The organism is Thalassolituus sp. ST750PaO-4 (genome assembly GCF_020320405.1).
Taxonomy (GTDB): Bacteria; Pseudomonadota; Gammaproteobacteria; order Pseudomonadales; family Oceanobacteraceae; genus Venatoribacter; species Venatoribacter alkanivorans.
The window spans coordinates 71,212-91,093 of record NZ_JABVCB010000007.1 but is presented as its reverse complement, the minus strand read 5'-3'; the positions used below and the strand labels follow the sequence as shown (position 1 = coordinate 91,093).

Below are 19,882 nucleotides of genomic sequence, written 5' to 3'. Positions count from 1 at the left end.
TGATTTATTATCACTATTTAAAGCGGGCCAGATGACAGACCCAACTTTAAACAGCTCGAGGGCGCAACTGGCCGCTGACCAACTCACCGCAGATATTGCTCTTGGTAAATTATTGCCGCAGATAAATGCACGGCTGGAAGTGACCAGTACAGATGATGAGACAGGTAATAGCGGCAGCCGGTCAGGGGAAATAATTCTGCAACAAAGTCTGTTCGATCCGGTTGCCTGGTATGACTACCGCGCAGCTTATGCAGAAAGCGCAGCAGCAAAAACAGCCTTCAGTGACACTCAGCAACAATGGCTGCTGACACTTATCCGGACTTACGCAGACGCCCTGCGGGCAATCGCCGCACAGGAAGCCGCCAACACTGATACCCTGGCGTTTACTGAAGCATTGCACCATGCCAGCCAGCGCCATACTGCGGGGCTTGTTGTAAAAACAGAAGTGCTGGAAGCACAGGCCGCACTCGATAATGCGTATGCAGCGGCTCATTCAGCCAAGGCAGAGCTCAGCCTGCAACTGGAAATACTAAGCCGTATCAGCAGTCAGCCGGTCAGTGCTGTTACACCATTTACACCCGGCCTTGAATTACAGCTGCCTGATGAGCAACAGCTGAACCAGTGGTTGCTGTCGGATGGAATTAATCATCCACAGATTCAACAGGCTCAACAGGAAGAAATTAAAATGCGGCTGCTGAATAAATCAGCTGCAGCCGCACATTTTCCCAAGGCCGATTTTACTGCCACCGTTCAGCATACGCAGAGTTACGGTAATAAACATGATGAAGGAACGACAACGATGCTCTCGGCCAAAATCACCCTGCCATTACTGGCCGGAGGCAGCCACTATGGTGAGCAGCAGAAAACTCATTGGCAAGCTATCGCTGCCGGACATCAGCAGGAAGAAAGCCGGCGGGCAGTACGCTTTGAGCTACGCCGCCTGTTACGACAGATACGCTATGATGTGATGAATATTAACGGACGCCGACAAGCAATTATTTCCGCTACGTCTGCCATGAACGCAACACGCAGTGCCCATCGCATTGGAACCCGCAACATGGTGGATGTCCTCAATGCTCAGCGTACATTATCGGCGGCAGAAAAAGAGTTCGCCAATGCGCGCAGCGACTATATGACTCACCTGATGGAACTGAAATATTATGCCGGCGCTCTTGATGAAACAGATGTAGCTTTGATGAACCGCTGGTTTTCAGCTGACGAGAACTGAAGTCAGAACCTGTTTATCTGTCAGAATCCAGTCAGCGCGATAACAGCGTCCCTGTGTTACTCCCGGAGCCAGTGTTCTTTTCAGCGTTATATCACAATAGCCGCACTGTATTTGATCAGGTAAATACAGATAATGATGAGTCTGACAAAGCGGATGAACAGCAATTACCGCGACATCGGTAAAATCAAAAACCTGCCTCACTTCCGGCCACAGGGCTTTATATAACGCTTCTTTAACAGAAAAGATCAGGCTTAATGCCACGTTTTCAGTAAAATTCAGATTGCTTTTTAACAGCAGTTTTTCAGATGCATCACATACCTGATTGAACACCGCCGCAGCGATATCCCGGCTCATTATATTTTCCAGATCAACACCCAGGGATCTGGCCGACGTTGTTCTGGCCAGCAGACAAACCGCCTCAATACACTCGCCCGTACGCACATGGCTGATCGACCCCACCACCGCTGGCGGGAACTGCGGACAACCACCAGCATCACTGCCAATATTAAATCCCCCGCACTCACCCGCCATCTGCAAAGCCTGCCGGGCTGCCTGGCGTCCGGCCAGATAAGACGCCTGACGCACAGGTGAAGCCGTTGCTATTTTCTGCGGCAATTTAATATTTTTCCGCTCAAAATCATCCGCGTTAAAATCCGAAAGCGACAACATCTGCCGGCAAAGAAATACGTCTCCCTGTGTAAAAACCATGATCTCTCCCTGACGAACATTCTGATGGGCAATAAAAAGCACACAAGAATTTATGTGTGCTTTTTCCTTACCCGGATTCAGTAATCCTGATGCTACTGACTATCAGAAGTTATAAGTTCCACTGACGTAGTAGTTACGGCCCAGTTCGAACAGGGTATAACTTGGATCGATTTCACTCAGCTGCACATCGGTGAGGTTTTTCACACCACCACGTAGCGTAAAGGTATCAGAAACCTTACCCACAACACCCAGATCGGTGCGGTAGTAAGATTTTGCAACCGGAAACTCCTGCACCCAGGTACCACCATTATTTGCCCAGCTGGAATACTGCATACCCGCCAGATAATTCACACTCAACAAAGCAGAAACTGCATCGCTGGCCTGCCAGTCGACTGTCGTATTGGCTTCATATTCAGGGCGGCCGGTAAGCACAAACTTCTCACCGGCTGCATCTTCATATTCGGTGTCCAGATACGTCATATTGCCCGACAGAGTCAGATTACTGAGCACATCGGCAGAGGCTGTCAGTTCAAAACCATTGGTGTTTGCTTTAGCAACGTTGATCCATTCAGCGGCAACCGGATCATTGTTGGTATCATAAGTAATCTGGCGCTCAATCAGATCATCAATATCATTATTGAACCAGCTCAGTGCCATTTCCCAGGTATCCTGACGCAGTTCGATACCCGCTTCATAGTTAATACTGGTTTCGGCTTTCAGATCCGGATTACCGGCCAGATCACAGGCACCACCACAACTCCTAATGCTGTATTCCGCACTCAGGTAACTGCCATCCGGCGCCTTAAAGGCTTTACTCACTCCACCTTTAACGGTAAGCGCATCGTTAATCTGATACACCACATAAGCTTTCGGTGAGAAATTCGAGCCAAAAATTTCGTGATTATCCAAACGTCCGCCCAGAGTAACGAACAGATTATCAGCGACGGTAATTTCATCCTGAACAAAAGCTGCCAGCTCATCAATCGACAGCTTACCGGTTTTAAGGTAGGTCGTTTTGTCTTCAATTTCCTGATGGCGGTAATCCATACCGGCAACAATGGCATTACTGCCGGCCGTTACATTGGCGTAAGCTTTGGCATACAGATTTTGTTCACCGGTATTGTGAGTCTGTGGAGCAGCATAAGATGAGTTAAAGTCTTTTACCTCAGAGTCTTCATGTTTGACGAACGCTGTTGTTGTACCCCAACCCCAGCGACCGGTGTGAGTCAGAGCCAGCTCCATACGCTCCAACTCCTGTTCACGAGTACGCGGACCGGAAGCATAAACACCCAATGGACGATCATCTTTATTCAGCGCCAGATCAACATCCAGCGTTTGTTCTGCATTCAGATCCTGGCTCAGTGTGACAAACAGATTGGTCGAGGTTTTCTCTTCCAATCGCGGAGGCTCATTCGCTTTTTTATCGGCACGATCTTCATACCAGGCATCGTGTTGCTTTTGCTCAATGGCCACAAACAGACGCGAACCCGGTGCCAGCTCACCACGGACAGAAGCTCCCAAGCGCTGCTGCTGACCATCTTCACCCGATTCAATCGTACGGTATTCAGCAGATACGTTGCCGCTCCATTCCTGAGTCGGTGCTTTGGTAATAATGTTCAGTACACCACCAATCGCATCGGCACCATAAACAGAAGACATAGGGCCACGGATGATTTCAACGCGATCAATACTGTTCAGCGGAATTGAGTTGTAATCCACATCGCTGCCTTTGGCGAACGCAGAACCAGAGGAAACACGTTTGCCATTCACCAAAATCAGGGTGTAATCGCCCCCCAGGCCACGGATACGTAATTCATCACGTCCCAGGCTGTCGTTGGAATTATGCACACCTACGGTATCGCGCAGCAGATCTGCCAGGCTGGTTACCGCCGACCGTTCAATATCTTCCGCGGTGACTACCGTAGTAAAAGCCGGCACGGTTGCCGAATCCCGGGCCGACAGCGTTGCTGTCGTCACCATATTCTCTAACTCTCTGGTCTGCTCTTCTGCGGCGACAACCATTGATGCATTTGCCAGAGCAAATGCCAGTACTGAATATCTGAAGTTCATGTACTCCTCCCCAATAAATAACATTGATTATCATTTAGAACTCGGCAGATAGTATGCGACTATCACAGTCATTACAATATTTGATAATCATTCGTATTTAATAATGAGTATTGAGTACTCCAAATAAGCTGTCTGTGGAAGATTATGGCGGCCGGTAGTCGGCAAGGCGCCAGTTCCTGAAAAACCGGCCTGCTGGCAACCTCCCGAGCCCTGTCTACACTCAGATAAGACAACGCGGGAGGACTCGCTATGACACTGCTCTGGCAATATTTCACTCTGATTCTGCAATGGTTCGCCGAGCCCCAGGGCTGCGATGAACCCGGCCTGCATCAGACCGATACCCGGTCCATCAGTCAGGCACAAAGCCACAAGGCATAGCAGAACTAAAAACTGCAGATACAAAAAAAGCGGCAACAGCCGCTTTTTTTGTATCGGTTTCAGGCTTCAGCGAACCGCTGAAACATCTTCCGCCTGCGGGCCCTTCTGACCACGCACTACGGTGAATTTCACGCGCTGACCTTCAGTCAGAGAGCGGTGCCCCTGACCGCGGATAGAACGGAAATGCACAAACACATCTTCGCCCTGATCCCAGGTAATAAAGCCAAAACCTTTTTTCACGTTGAACCACTTAACCACACCACGCTCGCGACCATCTTCAACATCGCTTTCCACAACGGTACCACTGGAGCGGAAACGACGGCGACGGGAAGGAACCAACTGCGCTGACAGCAGGCTGGTAACCAGTGTCAGAACGGCAACAGCCAGCAGCAGCTCGGTCATACCGGCGACATTCATCAGGTTATCGGCGGTCAGCGCCGTACCGTCGGTCAATTGCAGACCTGTCACCAGCGAAGTAAAGATGCCGGCAACAATGAAAGGAACAATTGCAGCAAACACCAGCGCTACAATAATTTTACGTAATATCAATTTACCCATGCGTTCTCTCGTATCACTCGTTAATATCACAGCTGTAACAAAATCGTTGGCCCGCGGGCCTTTGACAAGTGGGCTATGAAAGCCCAATTCATTAAAAAAATCAACACGATAGCTAAAGGGTATAAACACACCTATGAGCCAACAGCCACCGGCTTCCGCTGCAGCGCCTGATAAACAACCGCTGGCGCAACAACGTATCGACGAACTGGAAATGCGTATTGCCTTCCTGGAAGACACCATCGATAGCCTGAATGACCAGGTATCGACCCTTAGCCAGGAATTCCTGCTGGCCAAACAGGCCATGCAATTGATGCACCGTAAGCTGGAGCAACTGCAGCAGAACCCTTCTGCCGGCGAAGCAATGGCCGATGAACCGCCGCCGCCGCATTACTGATAGCCCATAGCGGAGCAGTAACAGGCAGATATAAAGAAGCCGGGCTAAGCCCGGCTTCTTTATTGGCACTATTAATCAAATGATCAAAGGCTCTGCCGGCGCCGCTGCCAGGCCACCAGCCCCCACAATAACAGGGTAAACAACAACGGCAGCACAAAGATATTCAGCACTTTCAGGCGCATGCCCAGCGCTTCGATATCTTTATCCAGCTCATGCTGCACATTACGCAGTTCTTTGCGGATTTCGATTTTCTTCTGCTGAAACTGCTCCAGCGCGGCCTGCTGCTCTGCCGACAGCGTCAGCACGCCATTATCACCGTCACGCTGGTCCTGCAGAGCACTGAGCTGCTGCTCGGTTTCTTCCAGTTCCTGCTGCAGACGCTGCTCGCTGGCCAGAAACTGTTGCTCGGCATCGCGGCGCAAAGTATTTACCCGTTCAAATGGACGGTTGTATTGTCCACGGGCACGCAGGCTGATCAGGTCAGCACTGCCGCCCAGATGATCGGCCAGATTCACCAGCAGGGCGCCGTTATCTGCCCAGGGAGAGGCGATGCGCTGACCAAAGAAGTTCTGCACCTGCACCCATAAACGGTCAGACAGCACGTCGGTATCGGCCACCAACGTGACCGCCAGGCGCTCCGTTGAGGCCAGATGAGTGTCGGCTTTTACGCCATCAACACCATCCGGGAAAGCAGAATCCGCTTTGCCCTGCACGCGCACAGCCAGATTAAATTCTTCATTGGCCGGTACAAAGTCACGCTGCAGCGCCATTAAATCGCCCCCCATGCGCAGCCGGTTGGCGTCCGTCAGCATGGCTTCCGTGCTGCTGTACAGCCAGGGTTCGATGCTGCTGAGCGCATTTTCAAGCGCGGTAAAATGCCCAACGCTGCTGAGGTTAATGGCTTCAAGCTGAGCGGTGACCACATCATCGGCGTTCAGGCTTTCCGGATGCAGCGCCAGCAAACCAAAGTGGCGCAGCGGCGGACGCCCCGGCCCCTGATTCACCACCAGCGCATTGGCAGCATCCAGCACCACCTGATCCGGGTTCCAGCCCACACCCCAGTTTTGCAGGAGTTTATTAAGACTGCTGGCCGAGCCGCTGTCGCCCATTCCCATCAGGCCGCCATTCGGTGCGGTTTCAGCAACCGGATCAAGAAACGCCAATACGCGTCCGCCTTTTAACGCAAACTGGTCAATCGCATACAGCGCGCTGTCGGTCAGCTCCGGCGGCTGCACCAGCAGCAGCAGGTCAATATCGTCATCGATATGATCCAGTCCGGCCGTCAGTGAGCGCAACTCATAAGGGCCATCCAGCTGATCTATCGCCATCCAGGCCGGCGCCGGGCGGCCGGTTTGCGGGTTAAAGCCGCCGCGTACATCCAGTCCGCTGAGTAAGCCGATCACCACCGGCTTGCTCTGCTGCACCTGATAAATCAGCTGGGTAATTTCATACTCAAGAAAGGCCTCGCGGTCAGGCTGCAGAAAAGGCAGCTGCGCCACCTGCTCTTTGCCTGCGTCTTCGGCTTTCTCATCTGAGCCCTGATTTTCTGCGGCTTGCGGCAGCTGGGCTTTCGCAACCAGACCGAAATACAGGTTATCGCCACTGACCGATACCGGCACGGCCTGCAGACCATAAGCGGTGGCCTGATCTTCTTCTTCTGAGAAGGGTGCCGGGTCGATAATTTTCAGACTGAGCTTACCACCAGCAAGCATCACATATTCATCCAGTAATTCCCGCACACGCTGCTGATAAGCACGCACTTTCACCAGATCTGCACTGGCCTTCTGCGAGAAATACAACTCCAGCTCAACCGGCTGGTTCAGCTGTGCCAGAATATTCCGCGTTCCCTCTGACAGGGTGTAGAGTTTCTGTTCGGTTAAATCGAGACGCGCACCACTGCCCAGCTGGTTCAGCAAAAACGCTCCGCCAATAAAGCCCAGCAACAGTGCCAGAAGTGAAAACAGTTTGAATTTCATATCGCTCTCCTGTCCTGTTTATGCAGATTTTTTAACGGTTAAAACCTGTGTTGTCGCCAGCAGCCACACAGCAATAACCAACACGAAATACAGCAGGTCGCGGATATCGACCACACCACGCGCCAGGGCTTCAAAGTGCGTAAGGAAACTCAGGCTGGCAATCAGATCCAGCAAACCTTCAGAGGCCCAGCCGCGGAAAAAATCCAGCACCAGCGGAAAACCACTCAGCATCAGCACAAAGCAAACCACCACGGTCAGAATAAAGGCAACGATCTGATTACGGCTGAGTGCCGACATACAGGAGCCTACAGCAATAAAGGCACCGGCCATTAACCAGCTGCCCAGATAGCTGGCCAGAATCACGCCGTTATCCGGCGTGCCCAGATAATTAACGGTCAGCCACAGCGGCAGGGTTAACAACAACGCCAGACCGGCAAAAAGCCATGCGGCGAGGAATTTTCCCAGTACCGCCTGCCAAAGGGTAACTGGCAGCGTCATCAGCAGTTCAATGGTGCCCAGCTGGCGCTCCTGCGACCACAGCCCCATCGCCACCGCCGGCATAAAAAACAGATACAGCCAGGGGTGAAAGTTGAAAAATGGGAGCAGATCGGCTTGCCCGCGCTGATAAAAGTTACCCAGATAAAAGGTAAAGACGCCGGACATCACCAGGAAGATAAAAATAAAAACATAGGCAACCGGGGTTGCAAAATAAGCAGAAAATTCGCGCTTACAAATCGTCATTAATGTATTCATAGTGCTGTTCAGACTCCGGTCAACTGACGAAAAACATCATCCAGACGTCCACGCTCAATATGCAGCGTGTCGAGATCCCAGCCCTGCTGTTCAATCAGGGCATTCACCGCGTGATACGGACGCGCACCCGGCTGCGGAAACAACAGATAACTCTGCCCCTGTTCCAGCTCATCAACCTCGTTGATTTCAGGCAATGCAGAAAAGGCGGCGGCAGCATTTACCGGCTGCTGAAAACGCACCGATATCGCCTGGTGATAACGCGAGCGGGCTTCCAGCTCGGCCGGAGTGCCATCGGCGACTTTTTTACCCGCAGCAATAATCATCGCCCGCGAGCAAACCGCTGAAACTTCTTCAAGAATATGGGTGGAAATAATCACCATTTTGTCTTCCGCCAGATTAGTGATCAGCTGACGGACCTGTTGCTTCTGGTTAGGGTCGAGACCGTCGGTTGGCTCATCCAGAATCATAATGGCCGGATCATGCAACAGCGTTTGCGCCAGACCAACGCGGCGCTTATACCCTTTAGACAAGGTTTGCACTGCTTGTTTGAGTACGTCCTGCAGGCCAACCTGTTCAACCACACGGGCCAGGCGCTGACGCAGCTCGGCACCACGATAACCGCGCACCTCACCAATAAAACGCAGAAATGCCAGCACGCTCATATCGCCATAACTGGGGGCACCTTCCGGCAGATAGCCGATCTGGCGTTTCACCGCCACCGGATGCTGTGCCACGTCATAACCACCAATACAAACCGTACCGGAAGTTGCCGGCAGAAAACCTGTCAGCATTTTCATGGTGGTTGATTTACCGGCACCATTTGGCCCGAGAAAACCCAGCACTTCGCCGGGCCTGACTTCAAAAGAGAGATCGTCTACAGCGGTAAAACCGCCGAAACGCTTGGTCAGATGTTGCACTTCAATCATATCAACTCCCTATTTTGCCATGATCAGTAACGCCGGCAGGCCGCAACCACCTGCCGCACAGAACAACCTAAAAGGTAAAAACCAGACCATAAAGATGGCATTTTGTTTCCTGAAACAGCCGGTCTGCGCCATAAACAGCGACAACCGGGCCATTTCCGGACAATAACCTGTACAACCACCGATAAAGGCGCCATGACTGCCTATTACGTCACAGCCCGCGCGATCAGACCGTTTAAACCTACAGACTTGCAGGGTAAACTCCGCAGGCATTTACAACGCGGGGGCGTCACGACCCGCAGACACACCAGAGACTGACTATGAATATTATTAAAAAAATCCGCAGCACCCTGTTCCGCTGGCAACAAAAATGGCTGTATGGCGTTATCAAAACCCAGATCATCGGGCCGGATATTAAAGATTTCAACCTGGACCCTGACAAGCCAATCATCTATGCCATGCTCTATCCATCCCATGCTGAGCAGCTGGTGATAGACGCCGAAGTCAATAAACTGGGCTGGGGCAGTCCTCATCAGGACCGCATTGAGCGCCGCCTGCCGGGTAAGCCGTTTTTTAATATTTACCGCCGCGCCGGAACCCCCTTCCGTAAACAGGGCACACCGATTGTCGCCAAGCAGCTGATCCGTCAGGCCGAATGGCTGGCAGAACAGGATGAGCGCGATATTCAGGTTGTGCCTGTGCGGGTTTTCTGGGGACGGGCACCGGAAAAAGAAGGCTCTTTCCTGCGTATCTGGCTGCAGAACAGCGGTACTCTGGGTGGCCGTTTATTTACTCTGATGGCCATCCTGCTCAACGGCCGTAATACCTTTGTGCATTTCAGCCGGCCAATGTCGCTGCGTGAACTGTACGAGCCGGGTAAATCGCCGGAAATGCTGGCGCGTAAAGTAGCCCGCGTATTGCGTGTGCATAACCGTCAGGTTTCCGCCTCGGTACTGGGACCGGATTTATCCCACCGCCGCACTCTGGTGCATCAGATTCCGCACAAGCCGCTGGTACTCAAAGCCATTGAAGAAGAAGTAGCGACTCAGGGCATCAGTAAAGCCAAAGCGCAGCAGAAGGCGCTGAAGTATGCCGACGAAATTGCCTCCAATATTTCCTACACCAACGTGCGCTTCCTGGATGTGTTGCTGACCTGGGTATGGAATAAAATTTACGATGGTATTTCGCTGCACAATATCGAAAACCTGAAAAACATCAGCAAAGACAACGAAATTATTTATGTGCCCTGCCACCGCAGCCATATTGATTACCTGCTGCTGTCTTACGTTCTGTATCACCACGGTCTGCAACTGCCGCAGATTGCCGCCGGCATTAACCTTAATATGCCGGTTGTTGGCCCCATCCTGCGCCGTGGCGGTGCCTTCTTTATGCGCCGGACGTTCCGTGACAATAAACTCTATGCCGCGGTTTTTGATGAATACCTGCACTCGGTATTTTCCGGTGGTTACGCCACCGAATATTTCGTTGAAGGCGGACGTTCACGTACCGGCCGCACCCTGAGTCCGAAAGCCGGTATGCTGGCCATGACCCTACGCAGCTATCTGCGCGATTCGCGCAAGCCGATTATGTTTGTGCCTGTATACACCGGTTACGAGAAAGTATTCGAAGCCAACAGTTATCTGGGCGAATTACGCGGCCAACAGAAGAAAAAAGAAAGCCTGCTGGGTGTTGTGGGTACACTGCGTTCTTTTAAACGTTCCTTCGGAAAAGTAAACGTTACTTTCGGCGAGCCGATTTACTTCACCGAATTCCTTAATCAGCAGCGCCCGGACTGGCGTGCGGAAGATTACAGCACTTGTGATTACCGTCCGGAATGGGCACCTAAGGTAGTTGATCAGCTGGCAAAAGAAGTGGTCACCGGTATCAACAGCGCGACCTCCGTTAACCCGATCAACCTGATTGCCCTGAGCATTCTGTCGGCACCACGTCAGGCGATGGATGAGCAGCAGCTGATTGTGCAGATGGAATCCTACCGCAATCTGCTGGCACAAACCCCATACAGCAAACTGACGGCCCTGCCAGACGGCAATGGTGCTGAGTGGCTGGCCTATGCCGAAAAACTGGATGCCGTATCGCGCTCCAAGCACCCACTTGGCGATCTGATTCAGACCAGCGACCGTCAGGCCGTTACCCTGACCTATTACCGCAACAACGTATTGCATTTAATTGCTCTGCCATCACTGCTGGCCTGTTTGTTTGTGAACAACCAGCGCTACAGCAGCGAACAGGTTCAGGCCATGGTTGCCAGCTTCTATCCTTATCTGCAGGCTGAATTATTCCTGCACTGGAACAGCAGCGAGCTGAGCAGCGAAGTACAGCGCTGGCTGGATGCATTGGTGGATTGTGGTTATCTGCATCTGAACGATAAGGGCTACCACGCCACGCCGGCCAGCAGTAATGAATATGCTCTGCTCGAAGGACTGGCGGCTAACGTGATGCAGACGCTGGAACGTTACTTCCTCACCCTGAGCGTGCTCAGCCGTAAAGGTTCAGGCGAACTCAGCGCCAAAGAACTGGAAGAACAATGCACCCTGCTGGCACAGCGTATCAGCCTGCTGTACGGCATTAACGCGCCGGAGTTCTTTGATAAATCGCTGTTCCGCACCCTGATTCAGCAACTTGTCAGTGAAAAACTGCTGGCAAAAAACAGCGATGACAAACTGACCTTCAGCAATGAACTGGATGCGCTGACCAGCGCACTGGAAGAAGTGCTGGATGGCGCTCTGCGTCAGAGCATTCTGCGCAGCGTTTAAACCTGCTCAGAGCATAAAAAAACCGGCATCTGCCGGTTTTTTTATATCTGTAATCTGTAGCAAAGCGCTTATTCAGCGTCAGTATCTTCTGGATTCCAGGGAGCAACTTTGGCTTTAACATAAACATCAAAGCGGTTGGATTTACCGGTTAAGGCAAAGGTTGGTTTTTTACCCGCCAGAGGCTCGGCTTTACGTGCCCGCTTCACCACTACCCGGCAACGGGCACAGGCAAGAGCCCGTTCAAGCAGATCATCAGCATCGGTGTCCTGCCCTACGACATCACGGAACGCCTGCATATCTTTTTTAACCTGCGCCGTTGCTTTCGGGTCGTGATCAAACATCGGATCGAGATACACCACATCCGGTTGCCGCTGCGGATCGGATTCAGGCACCAGCAGATCGTGACTGCTGCCAAAGTGCAATTCAATACGGGCAATAATATCGGCCACTTCTGCATCGTTAGCGCCCCGCGCTAGACCATCGGCCAATAAGGCCGCGACCACCGGCTGACGTTCGTGAGCACGTACGCTGCAACCCAGAGTCGCCAGCACAAAGCTGTCACGACCAAGACCTGCGGTGGCATCCAGCACCGAGGGTTTGTACGAACCACTCACTCCCACCGCTTTGGCAATATCCTGCCCGAGACCGCCGCCAAATTTACGCCGGTGCGCCGCAGCTCCGGCAGAAAAATCAACACGTACCGCGGTGCGCAGATTATTGCCCTGACGCAGGCTCAGACCGTCATAGTCAAAGCACAGATGAAAACCATCCTGCTGCAACAGGGATTTAGGTGCCAGTGTCAGACCGTAGCGTTCACACAGCTCCCGGACTTCACTGTCCGATTCACGCACCAGATTGATTAGTTCAGTCACAACCTATCCGTTCTCAGACAAAAAACAGCAGCAATACGCCACCCAATGCCAGGCGGTACAGAACAAACGGCAGCATGCCAATCCGGTTAATAAAAGCCAGGAAGTAATAAATACAGACCCAGGCACTGACCGCCGACAATACCGCACCAAGAGCCAGTGAGGTCCAGTCAACCGGCAACAGCGACTGGCTCAGCTCATGCGCTTTTAAACCACCGGCTGCCAGAATTAACGGAATCGATAACAGAAAAGAAAAACGCGCCGCATCAACCCGGTGTAAGCCGAGCAATAACGCCGCCGTCATGGTAATGCCTGAACGTGACGTACCGGGAATTAATGCCAGCGCCTGGGCGACACCAATAATCAGCGCCATCGCCAGCGTCATTTTTGCCAGGCTGATGCCCTTCCCACGTTTCTGGTCGGCAATGCCCAATAAAATACCAAATCCGATCGTGGCCCAGGCAATCACTTCAACCGAACGCAGGTTAGCTTCAATCCAGTCGCCTAATAATACCCCGGCCAAACCGGCAGGAATTGTTGCCAGCCCGACATACCAGGCGAGTTTTGCATCAGCACTGGGCTTTGCCGTCCAGCCACTTTTAAACCATGCACTTATCAGTCTGTGAATATCCTGGCGGAAATAAAACATGACTGCTGCCAGTGTGCCCACATGCACGGCTACATCAAATGCCAGTCCCTGATCCTGCCAACCAAGAACCTGTGAAGGCAGAATAAGATGTGCCGAACTGGAAATAGGTAAAAACTCAGTTAATCCCTGCAGTACCGCCAGTACGATGATCTCAATAAGATCCATAAATTGATTCCTTAAAAGTATTAATCCCGGCGCAACAGGCTCGGTTGCTCATCGAGTTTTTTCCAGGCAACAGAATCACGCAAATAAACCGGCGGATGTTGTTCGACACTGCCAAATTCACCGCGTTGCCATGCGTCCTCAGCCAGCGCCAACATAATATCGGCCTGAGGTTGCACATCAGCCCACTCCTGAGCGCAGGAAGCAAATGCCGGCAGAGTAAGGCCATCCCCTGCAACGATACCGTCAAACGCCTTCAGCGCCTGCAGACACTGCTCCGGACTGCCGACGTGTTCGGCTCCGATCAATCGGCAAAGTTCACCTTCACGCTGGAAATGCCCCCAGAATACCTCTCCCATATGGGCATCCATTACCGCCATCACATGGTCAGCCTGAGAACTGCGTAAAGTTTTTAATGCCACACTCTGCAATGAGGAAATACCGCAAACAGGAAGCTCCAGTGCAAAAGCAATTCCCTGTAATACCGAAGCCGCAATCCGGATACCGGTAAAAGAGCCTGGTCCACGCCCGTAAGCTATGCCCTCCAGCTCTGCTTTTTTCACCCCTGCCCGGATTAACAACTCATCCACCATCGGCAATAAGCGCTGTGCATGACGACGCGGTTGATCTTCACACAACGACCAGGATTCCGAACCACGGCTAAGGGCAACAGAACACAGAGAGGATGAGGCATCAACGATCAATAAACAGGACATAATACTTTCCGCAGCGAACAGGCGCGGCAGTATAACACAGGGCATGATTCTTCCATCCTGCTGCCCAACGCTGACAGACAGTCCCTGCAGAACAAAAATGACAGGCGAAAAAAAACCCGGCATTGCCGGGTTTTTCAATGCAGCAATCAGCTCGCTGCTTTTGGCGGACGACCGCGACGCTTAGGCGCAGTACCGGCAGCCGCAGCTGCTGGTTTGGCCTTAGCCGGACGACCACGACGCTTAGGAGCGGCACCTGCAGCAGCCGGTGCAGCGGCTGCTTTAGCCGGACGACCGCGTTTTTTAGGAGCAGCAGCAGTTGCTGGCGCAGCTTTAGCCGGACGACCACGCTTTTTAGGCGCAGCAGCGGTTGTTGCTTTTGCTGCAGCCGGACGGCCACGCTTTTTAGGCGCAGCAGCGGTTGCTGTTTTTGCGGTTGCAGTTGCTTTGGCTTTCAGCTTTTTAGCAGCAACAGAGGCTTTGCCATGTTCTTTAGTGGCATGAGCTTTAACTTTTGCAGCATCCTGTTTGCCACGGGCTTTACGCCATTTGGCTTCAAATGCAGCAACGGCTTTCGCCAGATCGGCTTCTGCTTTAGCAACCAGTGACGCTTCAAACGCTTCAACAGCCGCAATGGCTTTTGCTGCCACTTCTTCTGCTTTCGCTTCAATTTGTGCAGCTTTAACCGCAACAGTAGCAGTACGGGCTTCAGCTTTCAGAGCCTGCAGCTTGGTATTTTCTGCTTTTACTTTAGCGTTAGCTGCAGCAACTGCACGCTTGGCAGCAGGCGTTGGTTTAGCGGTTGCTTTTTCTTTTGCAGCGGTTGCTTTAGTTGCAGCAGCATCGACTTTAGCCTGTTGAGCGGTAACCGCTGCATGGGCTTTTTCAGATGCTTTTACTGCTGAAGCGACAACCGCTGGTACTGCCTCTGCAGTTTTAGCCGCAACTGCTTTAGCAGCTGCAGGCTTACGACCGCGTTTGGCTGGAGCTTTTTTAGGTCTGGCCATAGGTGAATTCCTCTAATATTCCTGATCAGGTAGGGTAACGCTAGCACAAAATATATAAGTGCATAAGCTAACGGGAGCAATAATAGTATTTTTATTATCGAAAACCAAAAAATAATGAATCAACAATGCTATTTATGACCTGTTTTTGCCTATTCTGGTCATTGTTCTGTGATATTCCGCTGCCATTACTGAAAATAGATATGATTTTTGCATCCTCGCGTTACTTGCAATGACGTATTTAACAGCCTGCCTATTAATCTCCCGGATTACTATTAAGGCACTTCTTAAGATACTTCTTAAGGTACTTCCGAATAATTCAGCCGTGTCTTAAATTCCGCTGAAAGGAAGTTCATCGATCGATAATGTAATAAGCAGCGTCTTGGTAGTTTTACGGATCAGTTTAATCCCGGTAGTTTAAAAGCTGACAATATTTGCCTGTTGGTACCCGGTAATGGCAAAAGCAAATACGGAATCACGCATTTATGTTCTGACTCAGCAAATAAAGATGAACCTTAATGGTGCACACACCTGTTTTTAAGTTGTTGATTCTATTAAAAAACCGATACGACCCCAGGGCCTGTTGACACTAATTAAACAGGCCTGTTATCGGATAAAAATGCCTCAGACAAGGCGCTGAGAGTGTGGGATGTTCAGCACATCCCTGTGCTTCACCCCTTCGGGGTTGGCACGCCAATCTGTTCCAGACAGATTGGTAACGGGTTAAGCGAGCGAACAGCAACGCAGGATGAGGGATTTTTAGTCATAACCCTTCGGGCTGAGGCCCGATTAACTTAGTGTCAACAGGCCCTAGGTATCTCCTGCACTAAGTGCAGTCGACCCCGGCCTTCAGAAGGTACTTTTTAATCTCTGCAACACCATCAGCACGCACAGATCAGGTCGCAATAGAGACAAATAAAGCTCAATGACATTAGCCGGTGCATAAAGGAAAGATGAAAACCACCCGCTATGATTTAAACGGCCTACCGGAACAACATCACGATCAACTGTCGCCGGATGTAAAACGCGGACATAAAAAAAGGGCCGAGGCCCTTTTTAACTTATCCGGTTATTCAGCCCTGTAAGGCCTCAAGAACCTGAGAAGTAATTTCCTGCAGTGAGCCAACACCCTGGATGTGGCTGTACTTAGGTGCATTAGCGCCCTTTTCTGCTTCCAGTTTTTTGTAGAAGCTGACCAGTGGTGCAGTCTGATCATGGTAAATAGCCAGACGCTTGCGTACGGTTTCTTCCTGGTCATCATCACGCTGCACCAGATCTTCACCGCTTTCATCGTCTTTACCTTCCACTTTAGGTGGGTTGTAAATAACGTGGTAAACGCGGCCAGAACCCGGATGAACACGACGGCCACTGAGACGTTTAACAATCTCTTCGTCAGCTACGTCAATTTCGACAACGTGGTCGATATCAACGCCCGCTTCCAGCATGGCTTCTGCCTGAGGAATAGTGCGCGGGAAGCCATCAAACAGGAAACCGTTTACACAGTCATCCTGCTGAATACGTTCTTTTACCAGACCGATAATGATTTCATCAGAAACCAGACCGCCGGTTTCCATGATTTCTTTTACTTTAAGACCCAGTTCGCTACCGGCTTTTACTGCTGCACGCAGCATATCGCCGGTAGAGATTTGTGGAATAGCAAACTTTTCACAAATGAACTGTGCCTGTGTGCCTTTACCTGCACCGGGCGCACCCAACAGAATTACGCGCATGCGCATACCCCTTGTGGTTAATAGAAACTGTCCGGCGAGTCAAAAAATTGGTTATTTTTCAACCAGTCACGGAAAAAATAGGCCTAACCTTACTCCGAGCCGGGCTCTTGCTCAAGTGATTGTGATGAAAAAGCCGGGCAGATAATGCCCGACTTTGGTATAGACCGCGCAGCACCTGAAGTGATGCCACGCCCACGACAAGGGATTAACCGGTATTACGCATCCCAGCAGCAATACCAGCCATTGTGACTTTCAATGCACGCTCCACTTCTTTACTGACCACATCCTGATCCTGCCGCTCGCGGTACAGTAATTCGGCCTGTAAATAATGCAGTGGATCTGTATATGGATTACGCACACTCATGGAGTGCTGTAAGGCCAGGTTATCCTGCAGCAGAGTCTGCTGATCTTTAATCGCCAGCACCAGCTCACGGATCTTCTGCAAACGGATACGCAGCTGGCTGCCAAGCGGCTGTAACTCGGCTTCAACCAGACGACTTTCATAATACTGAGCAATAGCCGGATCGGCTTTCGATATCACCATTTCCAGCATATCGATATAGGTACGGAAGAACGGCCACTGCGCATACATCGATTGCAGCTGTGGCAGCTCACCATGATTAACCGGCTGCGCCAGAGCTTCATCCGAACCCAGCCAGGCAGGCAGCATTAAGCGCATTTGTGTCCAGGCAAAAATCCACGGAATAGCGCGCAGTGTTTCAATACCACCACCACTTTTACGGCGCGCTGGCCGGCTGCCTAATGATAATTTACCCAATTCCTGCTCCGGCGTTGCGGCGCGGAAATAACGGACAAAATCCGGCGTATCACGCACCATAGTCCGGTAAGATTTAACCCCGGCACCCGCTAACTGCTCCATACGCTCACGCCATTGCGGCTGTGCAGCTTCCGGCGGTAACAGATTGGCTTCCAAGACCGCAGAAACATAAACCTTAAGGTTACGCACCGCCACTTCCGGTAAACCGAATTTAAAGCGGATCATTTCACCCTGCTCGGTTACCCGCAAGCCACCCAGTACCGACCCTGGCGGCTGCGATAAAATCGCCCGGTGAGCAGGACCGCCGCCACGGCCAACACTACCGCCACGACCATGAAATAAACGCAGTTTAATACCTTTATCCTGTGCCGTTTTTGACAGCGCTTCCTGTGCCCGGTATTGCGCCCAGACAGCCGCCAGCTGACCGGCATCCTTAGAGGAATCGGAATAACCAATCATCACCTGTTGATGACCTTTACAGTACTGGCGGTACCAGTCCACCGACCAGAGTTTTTCCATGCGCGGCGCCGATTGTTCAAGATCGCTGAGGGTCTCAAATAATGGCACCACCGGCATATGATCGCGCACACCGCAGGCCTGTAATAACAAAGCTACCGCCAGAATATCCGACGGCTCACTAGCCATGGAAATGATGTAGCAGGACACACCGTCACCGGCGCGGGTCGCCAGCACGTTCATGGTGTCGAGCACTTCTTGCGTTTCGGCCGTTGGCGTCCAGCGGCTTGGAATTAACGGGCGGCGGGATGCGAGTTCGTTCAGCAGGAACTGCTGTTTCTTTTCTTCATCCCAGGATTTGTAATCACCCCAGTTATAAAAGGCGCAGATTTCCTGCAGCACATCGGCATGGCGGGTCGATTCCTGACGTACATCCAGTTTCACCAGCGCCAGACCAAAACAGGCGACCCGGCGCAGGGTGTCGAGCAATGAACCATTGGCCACCGTATCCAGCCCCTGCTCTACCAGGCTGTTGTAACAGAGCATTAATGGCTGCAGTAATTCATCGTCTTCCAGCAGAGGTTCGTAATCGCTTTCCGCCCCACGGGCTTTGGCGGCCGCCCAGAGTTTGGTCTGTTCCAGCCGATGGCGCAGCTGATGCATACAGGCGCGGTAAGGTTCGTGCAGATTATCCGGATAAGCACGGCGTAATTCCGCCGAGGCTGCCGTCATCGATAACTGCATGCCTAATTGTTCAATATCACGCAGGAATAAATCCGCCGCCATCCAGCGTGCCAGAAATAAAACCTCACGGGTAACGGCAGAAGTGACATTCGGATTGCCGTCACGGTCGCCTCCCATCCACGAAGAAAAACGTACCGGAGCCGCCGTCAGCGGTAATGCGCTGCTGCCACGCTGACGCAGTTCATCATCCAGATTGCGTAATAATTGCGGCACTGCGTACCAGAGCGAATTTTCGATCACCGCGAAACCCCATTTGGCTTCGTCCACAGCGGTTGGCCTTACCTGACGGATTTCATCGCTGTGCCAGATTTCTTCCACCACCGAAGCCAGCTGCTGCTCAATTTCCAGCAATTGCGGATGGCCGTCGCGCAGGTCATCACGTTGCTGCAGTAATCGGGCAATCAGATCGTATTTCTGGATCAGGGTACGGCGGGTAATTTCGGTCGGATGAGCGGTGAGAACCAGCTCAATATTCACATCGGCGACTTTCTGACTGAGATTCAGCCCGGCGATGCCTTTCTGCTGTAAACGGTCGAGTAAATTACTGAACATCTGCTCGACATCATCGTGCAGAAAATCACTGCGCCGCCAGCTGGCACCGTGCTGCTGTTCGGCAATATTGGCCAGATTAAGGAACTGATTAAAACCACGCACCACCGGCACCAGTGCATCATCCGGCATGGTTTTCAGTAATGCCAGTAAACGGTCGCGTTCGGCATCGTCGCCATTGCGGGCTTTTTTGGCCTGCTTACGGATATCCTCAATACGTTTGAGCATACTGCTGCCGTATTGATTTTCGATCGTTTTTCCCAGCAGGTTGCCCAGCAGTTTTACTTTGTCGCGTAACAAAGCATCCAATTCAAAAGCATCCGTAGCACTCATACCTACTCCTGTCAGATCGTTTTATTCAGTGTGCGGAAAAACAGACAGATAGCAAGGAGTTACGCAGGGTGACTTTCACTGCATTTTGGTAACACTTTGTTCAGTTACAGGGCAGCGGCTTTTTTTCATTCTA

Annotated in this window: 16 protein-coding genes; 4 read left to right on the top strand and 12 right to left on the bottom strand. The window is 51.7% G+C overall.

The window, feature by feature from the left end; genetic code table 11:
- The first annotated feature begins 31 nt into the window (after positions 1 to 31).
- Positions 32 to 1,228, top strand: a complete 1,197-nt coding sequence (locus tag HUF18_RS06310) for a TolC family protein (RefSeq protein WP_255605849.1) — start codon at positions 32 to 34, stop codon at positions 1,226 to 1,228.
- On the opposite strand, the gene HUF18_RS06305 is transcribed toward HUF18_RS06310, so the two are convergent.
- Positions 1,211 to 1,936 carry a 4'-phosphopantetheinyl transferase family protein gene (locus HUF18_RS06305; RefSeq protein ID WP_225691545.1) on the bottom strand — a complete coding sequence of 242 codons (726 nt, stop codon included), beginning with the start codon at positions 1,934 to 1,936 and terminating at the stop codon, positions 1,211 to 1,213. The genes HUF18_RS06310 and HUF18_RS06305 overlap by 18 nt on opposite strands.
- A 102-nt stretch (positions 1,937 to 2,038) precedes the next feature.
- Positions 2,039 to 4,006 (bottom strand): TonB-dependent receptor plug domain-containing protein, encoded by a 1,968-nt coding sequence (locus tag HUF18_RS06300; RefSeq protein ID WP_225691544.1) that lies wholly within the window; start codon positions 4,004 to 4,006, stop codon positions 2,039 to 2,041.
- Between the two features lie 249 nt (positions 4,007 to 4,255).
- Here HUF18_RS06300 and HUF18_RS19610 point away from each other — a divergent pair, with 249 nt between their 5' ends.
- The gene (locus tag HUF18_RS19610; RefSeq protein WP_255605848.1) at positions 4,256 to 4,384 is read left to right on the top strand and encodes a hypothetical protein; all 129 of its coding nucleotides are present in this window, start codon (positions 4,256 to 4,258) and stop codon (positions 4,382 to 4,384) included.
- Between the two features lie 66 nt (positions 4,385 to 4,450).
- Here HUF18_RS19610 and HUF18_RS19690 read toward each other — a convergent pair whose 3' ends face one another.
- Positions 4,451 to 4,942: a cold-shock protein gene (locus HUF18_RS19690; protein WP_274704259.1), complete on the bottom strand. Its 492-nt coding sequence runs from the start codon at positions 4,940 to 4,942 to the stop codon at positions 4,451 to 4,453.
- 133 nt (positions 4,943 to 5,075) lie between these two features.
- On the opposite strand from HUF18_RS19690, the gene HUF18_RS06290 reads away from it, so the two are divergent.
- Positions 5,076 to 5,336, top strand: coding sequence for a SlyX family protein (locus tag HUF18_RS06290; RefSeq protein ID WP_145469187.1), 261 nt, complete (start codon positions 5,076 to 5,078; stop codon positions 5,334 to 5,336).
- An 83-nt stretch (positions 5,337 to 5,419) separates the two neighbouring features.
- Here the strand turns inward: HUF18_RS06290 and HUF18_RS06285 are convergent, their stop codons facing one another.
- The 3 genes from HUF18_RS06285 to HUF18_RS06275 are packed head-to-tail and all read right to left on the bottom strand — an operon-like array spanning position 5,420 to position 8,991.
- Positions 5,420 to 7,312: a Gldg family protein gene (locus HUF18_RS06285; RefSeq protein WP_225691543.1), complete on the bottom strand. Its 1,893-nt coding sequence runs from the start codon at positions 7,310 to 7,312 to the stop codon at positions 5,420 to 5,422.
- 18 nt (positions 7,313 to 7,330) lie between these two features.
- Positions 7,331 to 8,065 carry an ABC transporter permease subunit gene (locus tag HUF18_RS06280; RefSeq protein ID WP_225691542.1) on the bottom strand — a complete coding sequence of 245 codons (735 nt, stop codon included), beginning with the start codon at positions 8,063 to 8,065 and terminating at the stop codon, positions 7,331 to 7,333.
- A gap of 8 nt (positions 8,066 to 8,073) precedes the next feature.
- Complete coding sequence (locus tag HUF18_RS06275) at positions 8,074 to 8,991, bottom strand: ABC transporter ATP-binding protein (protein ID WP_225691541.1); 918 nt, start codon at positions 8,989 to 8,991, stop codon at positions 8,074 to 8,076.
- A gap of 317 nt (positions 8,992 to 9,308) precedes the next feature.
- Between HUF18_RS06275 and plsB the strand changes: the two genes are divergently transcribed.
- Complete coding sequence (gene plsB, locus HUF18_RS06270) at positions 9,309 to 11,762, top strand: glycerol-3-phosphate 1-O-acyltransferase PlsB (protein WP_225691540.1); 2,454 nt, start codon at positions 9,309 to 9,311, stop codon at positions 11,760 to 11,762.
- Positions 11,763 to 11,830: 68 nt separating this feature from the next.
- Here plsB and HUF18_RS06265 read toward each other — a convergent pair whose 3' ends face one another.
- From HUF18_RS06265 to ppc, 6 genes are all read right to left on the bottom strand, one after another.
- On the bottom strand, positions 11,831 to 12,634 hold the full coding sequence (locus HUF18_RS06265; RefSeq protein WP_225691539.1) for a class I SAM-dependent methyltransferase: 804 nt from the start codon (positions 12,632 to 12,634) through the stop codon (positions 11,831 to 11,833).
- 13 nt (positions 12,635 to 12,647) lie between these two features.
- Positions 12,648 to 13,445, bottom strand: a complete 798-nt coding sequence (locus HUF18_RS06260; RefSeq protein WP_145469182.1) for an undecaprenyl-diphosphate phosphatase — start codon at positions 13,443 to 13,445, stop codon at positions 12,648 to 12,650.
- Positions 13,446 to 13,465: 20 nt separating this feature from the next.
- Positions 13,466 to 14,158 (bottom strand): tRNA (adenosine(37)-N6)-threonylcarbamoyltransferase complex dimerization subunit type 1 TsaB, encoded by a 693-nt coding sequence (gene tsaB / locus HUF18_RS06255; RefSeq protein WP_225691538.1) that lies wholly within the window; start codon positions 14,156 to 14,158, stop codon positions 13,466 to 13,468.
- Between the two features lie 146 nt (positions 14,159 to 14,304).
- Positions 14,305 to 15,162 (bottom strand): hypothetical protein, encoded by an 858-nt coding sequence (locus HUF18_RS06250; RefSeq protein ID WP_225691537.1) that lies wholly within the window; start codon positions 15,160 to 15,162, stop codon positions 14,305 to 14,307.
- Between the two features lie 1,070 nt (positions 15,163 to 16,232).
- Positions 16,233 to 16,889 (bottom strand): adenylate kinase, encoded by a 657-nt coding sequence (adk, locus tag HUF18_RS06245; RefSeq protein WP_145469179.1) that lies wholly within the window; start codon positions 16,887 to 16,889, stop codon positions 16,233 to 16,235.
- A 205-nt stretch (positions 16,890 to 17,094) separates the two neighbouring features.
- The gene (ppc, locus tag HUF18_RS06240; RefSeq protein ID WP_225691536.1) at positions 17,095 to 19,749 is read right to left on the bottom strand and encodes a phosphoenolpyruvate carboxylase; all 2,655 of its coding nucleotides are present in this window, start codon (positions 19,747 to 19,749) and stop codon (positions 17,095 to 17,097) included.
- Positions 19,750 to 19,882 lie beyond the last annotated feature (133 nt).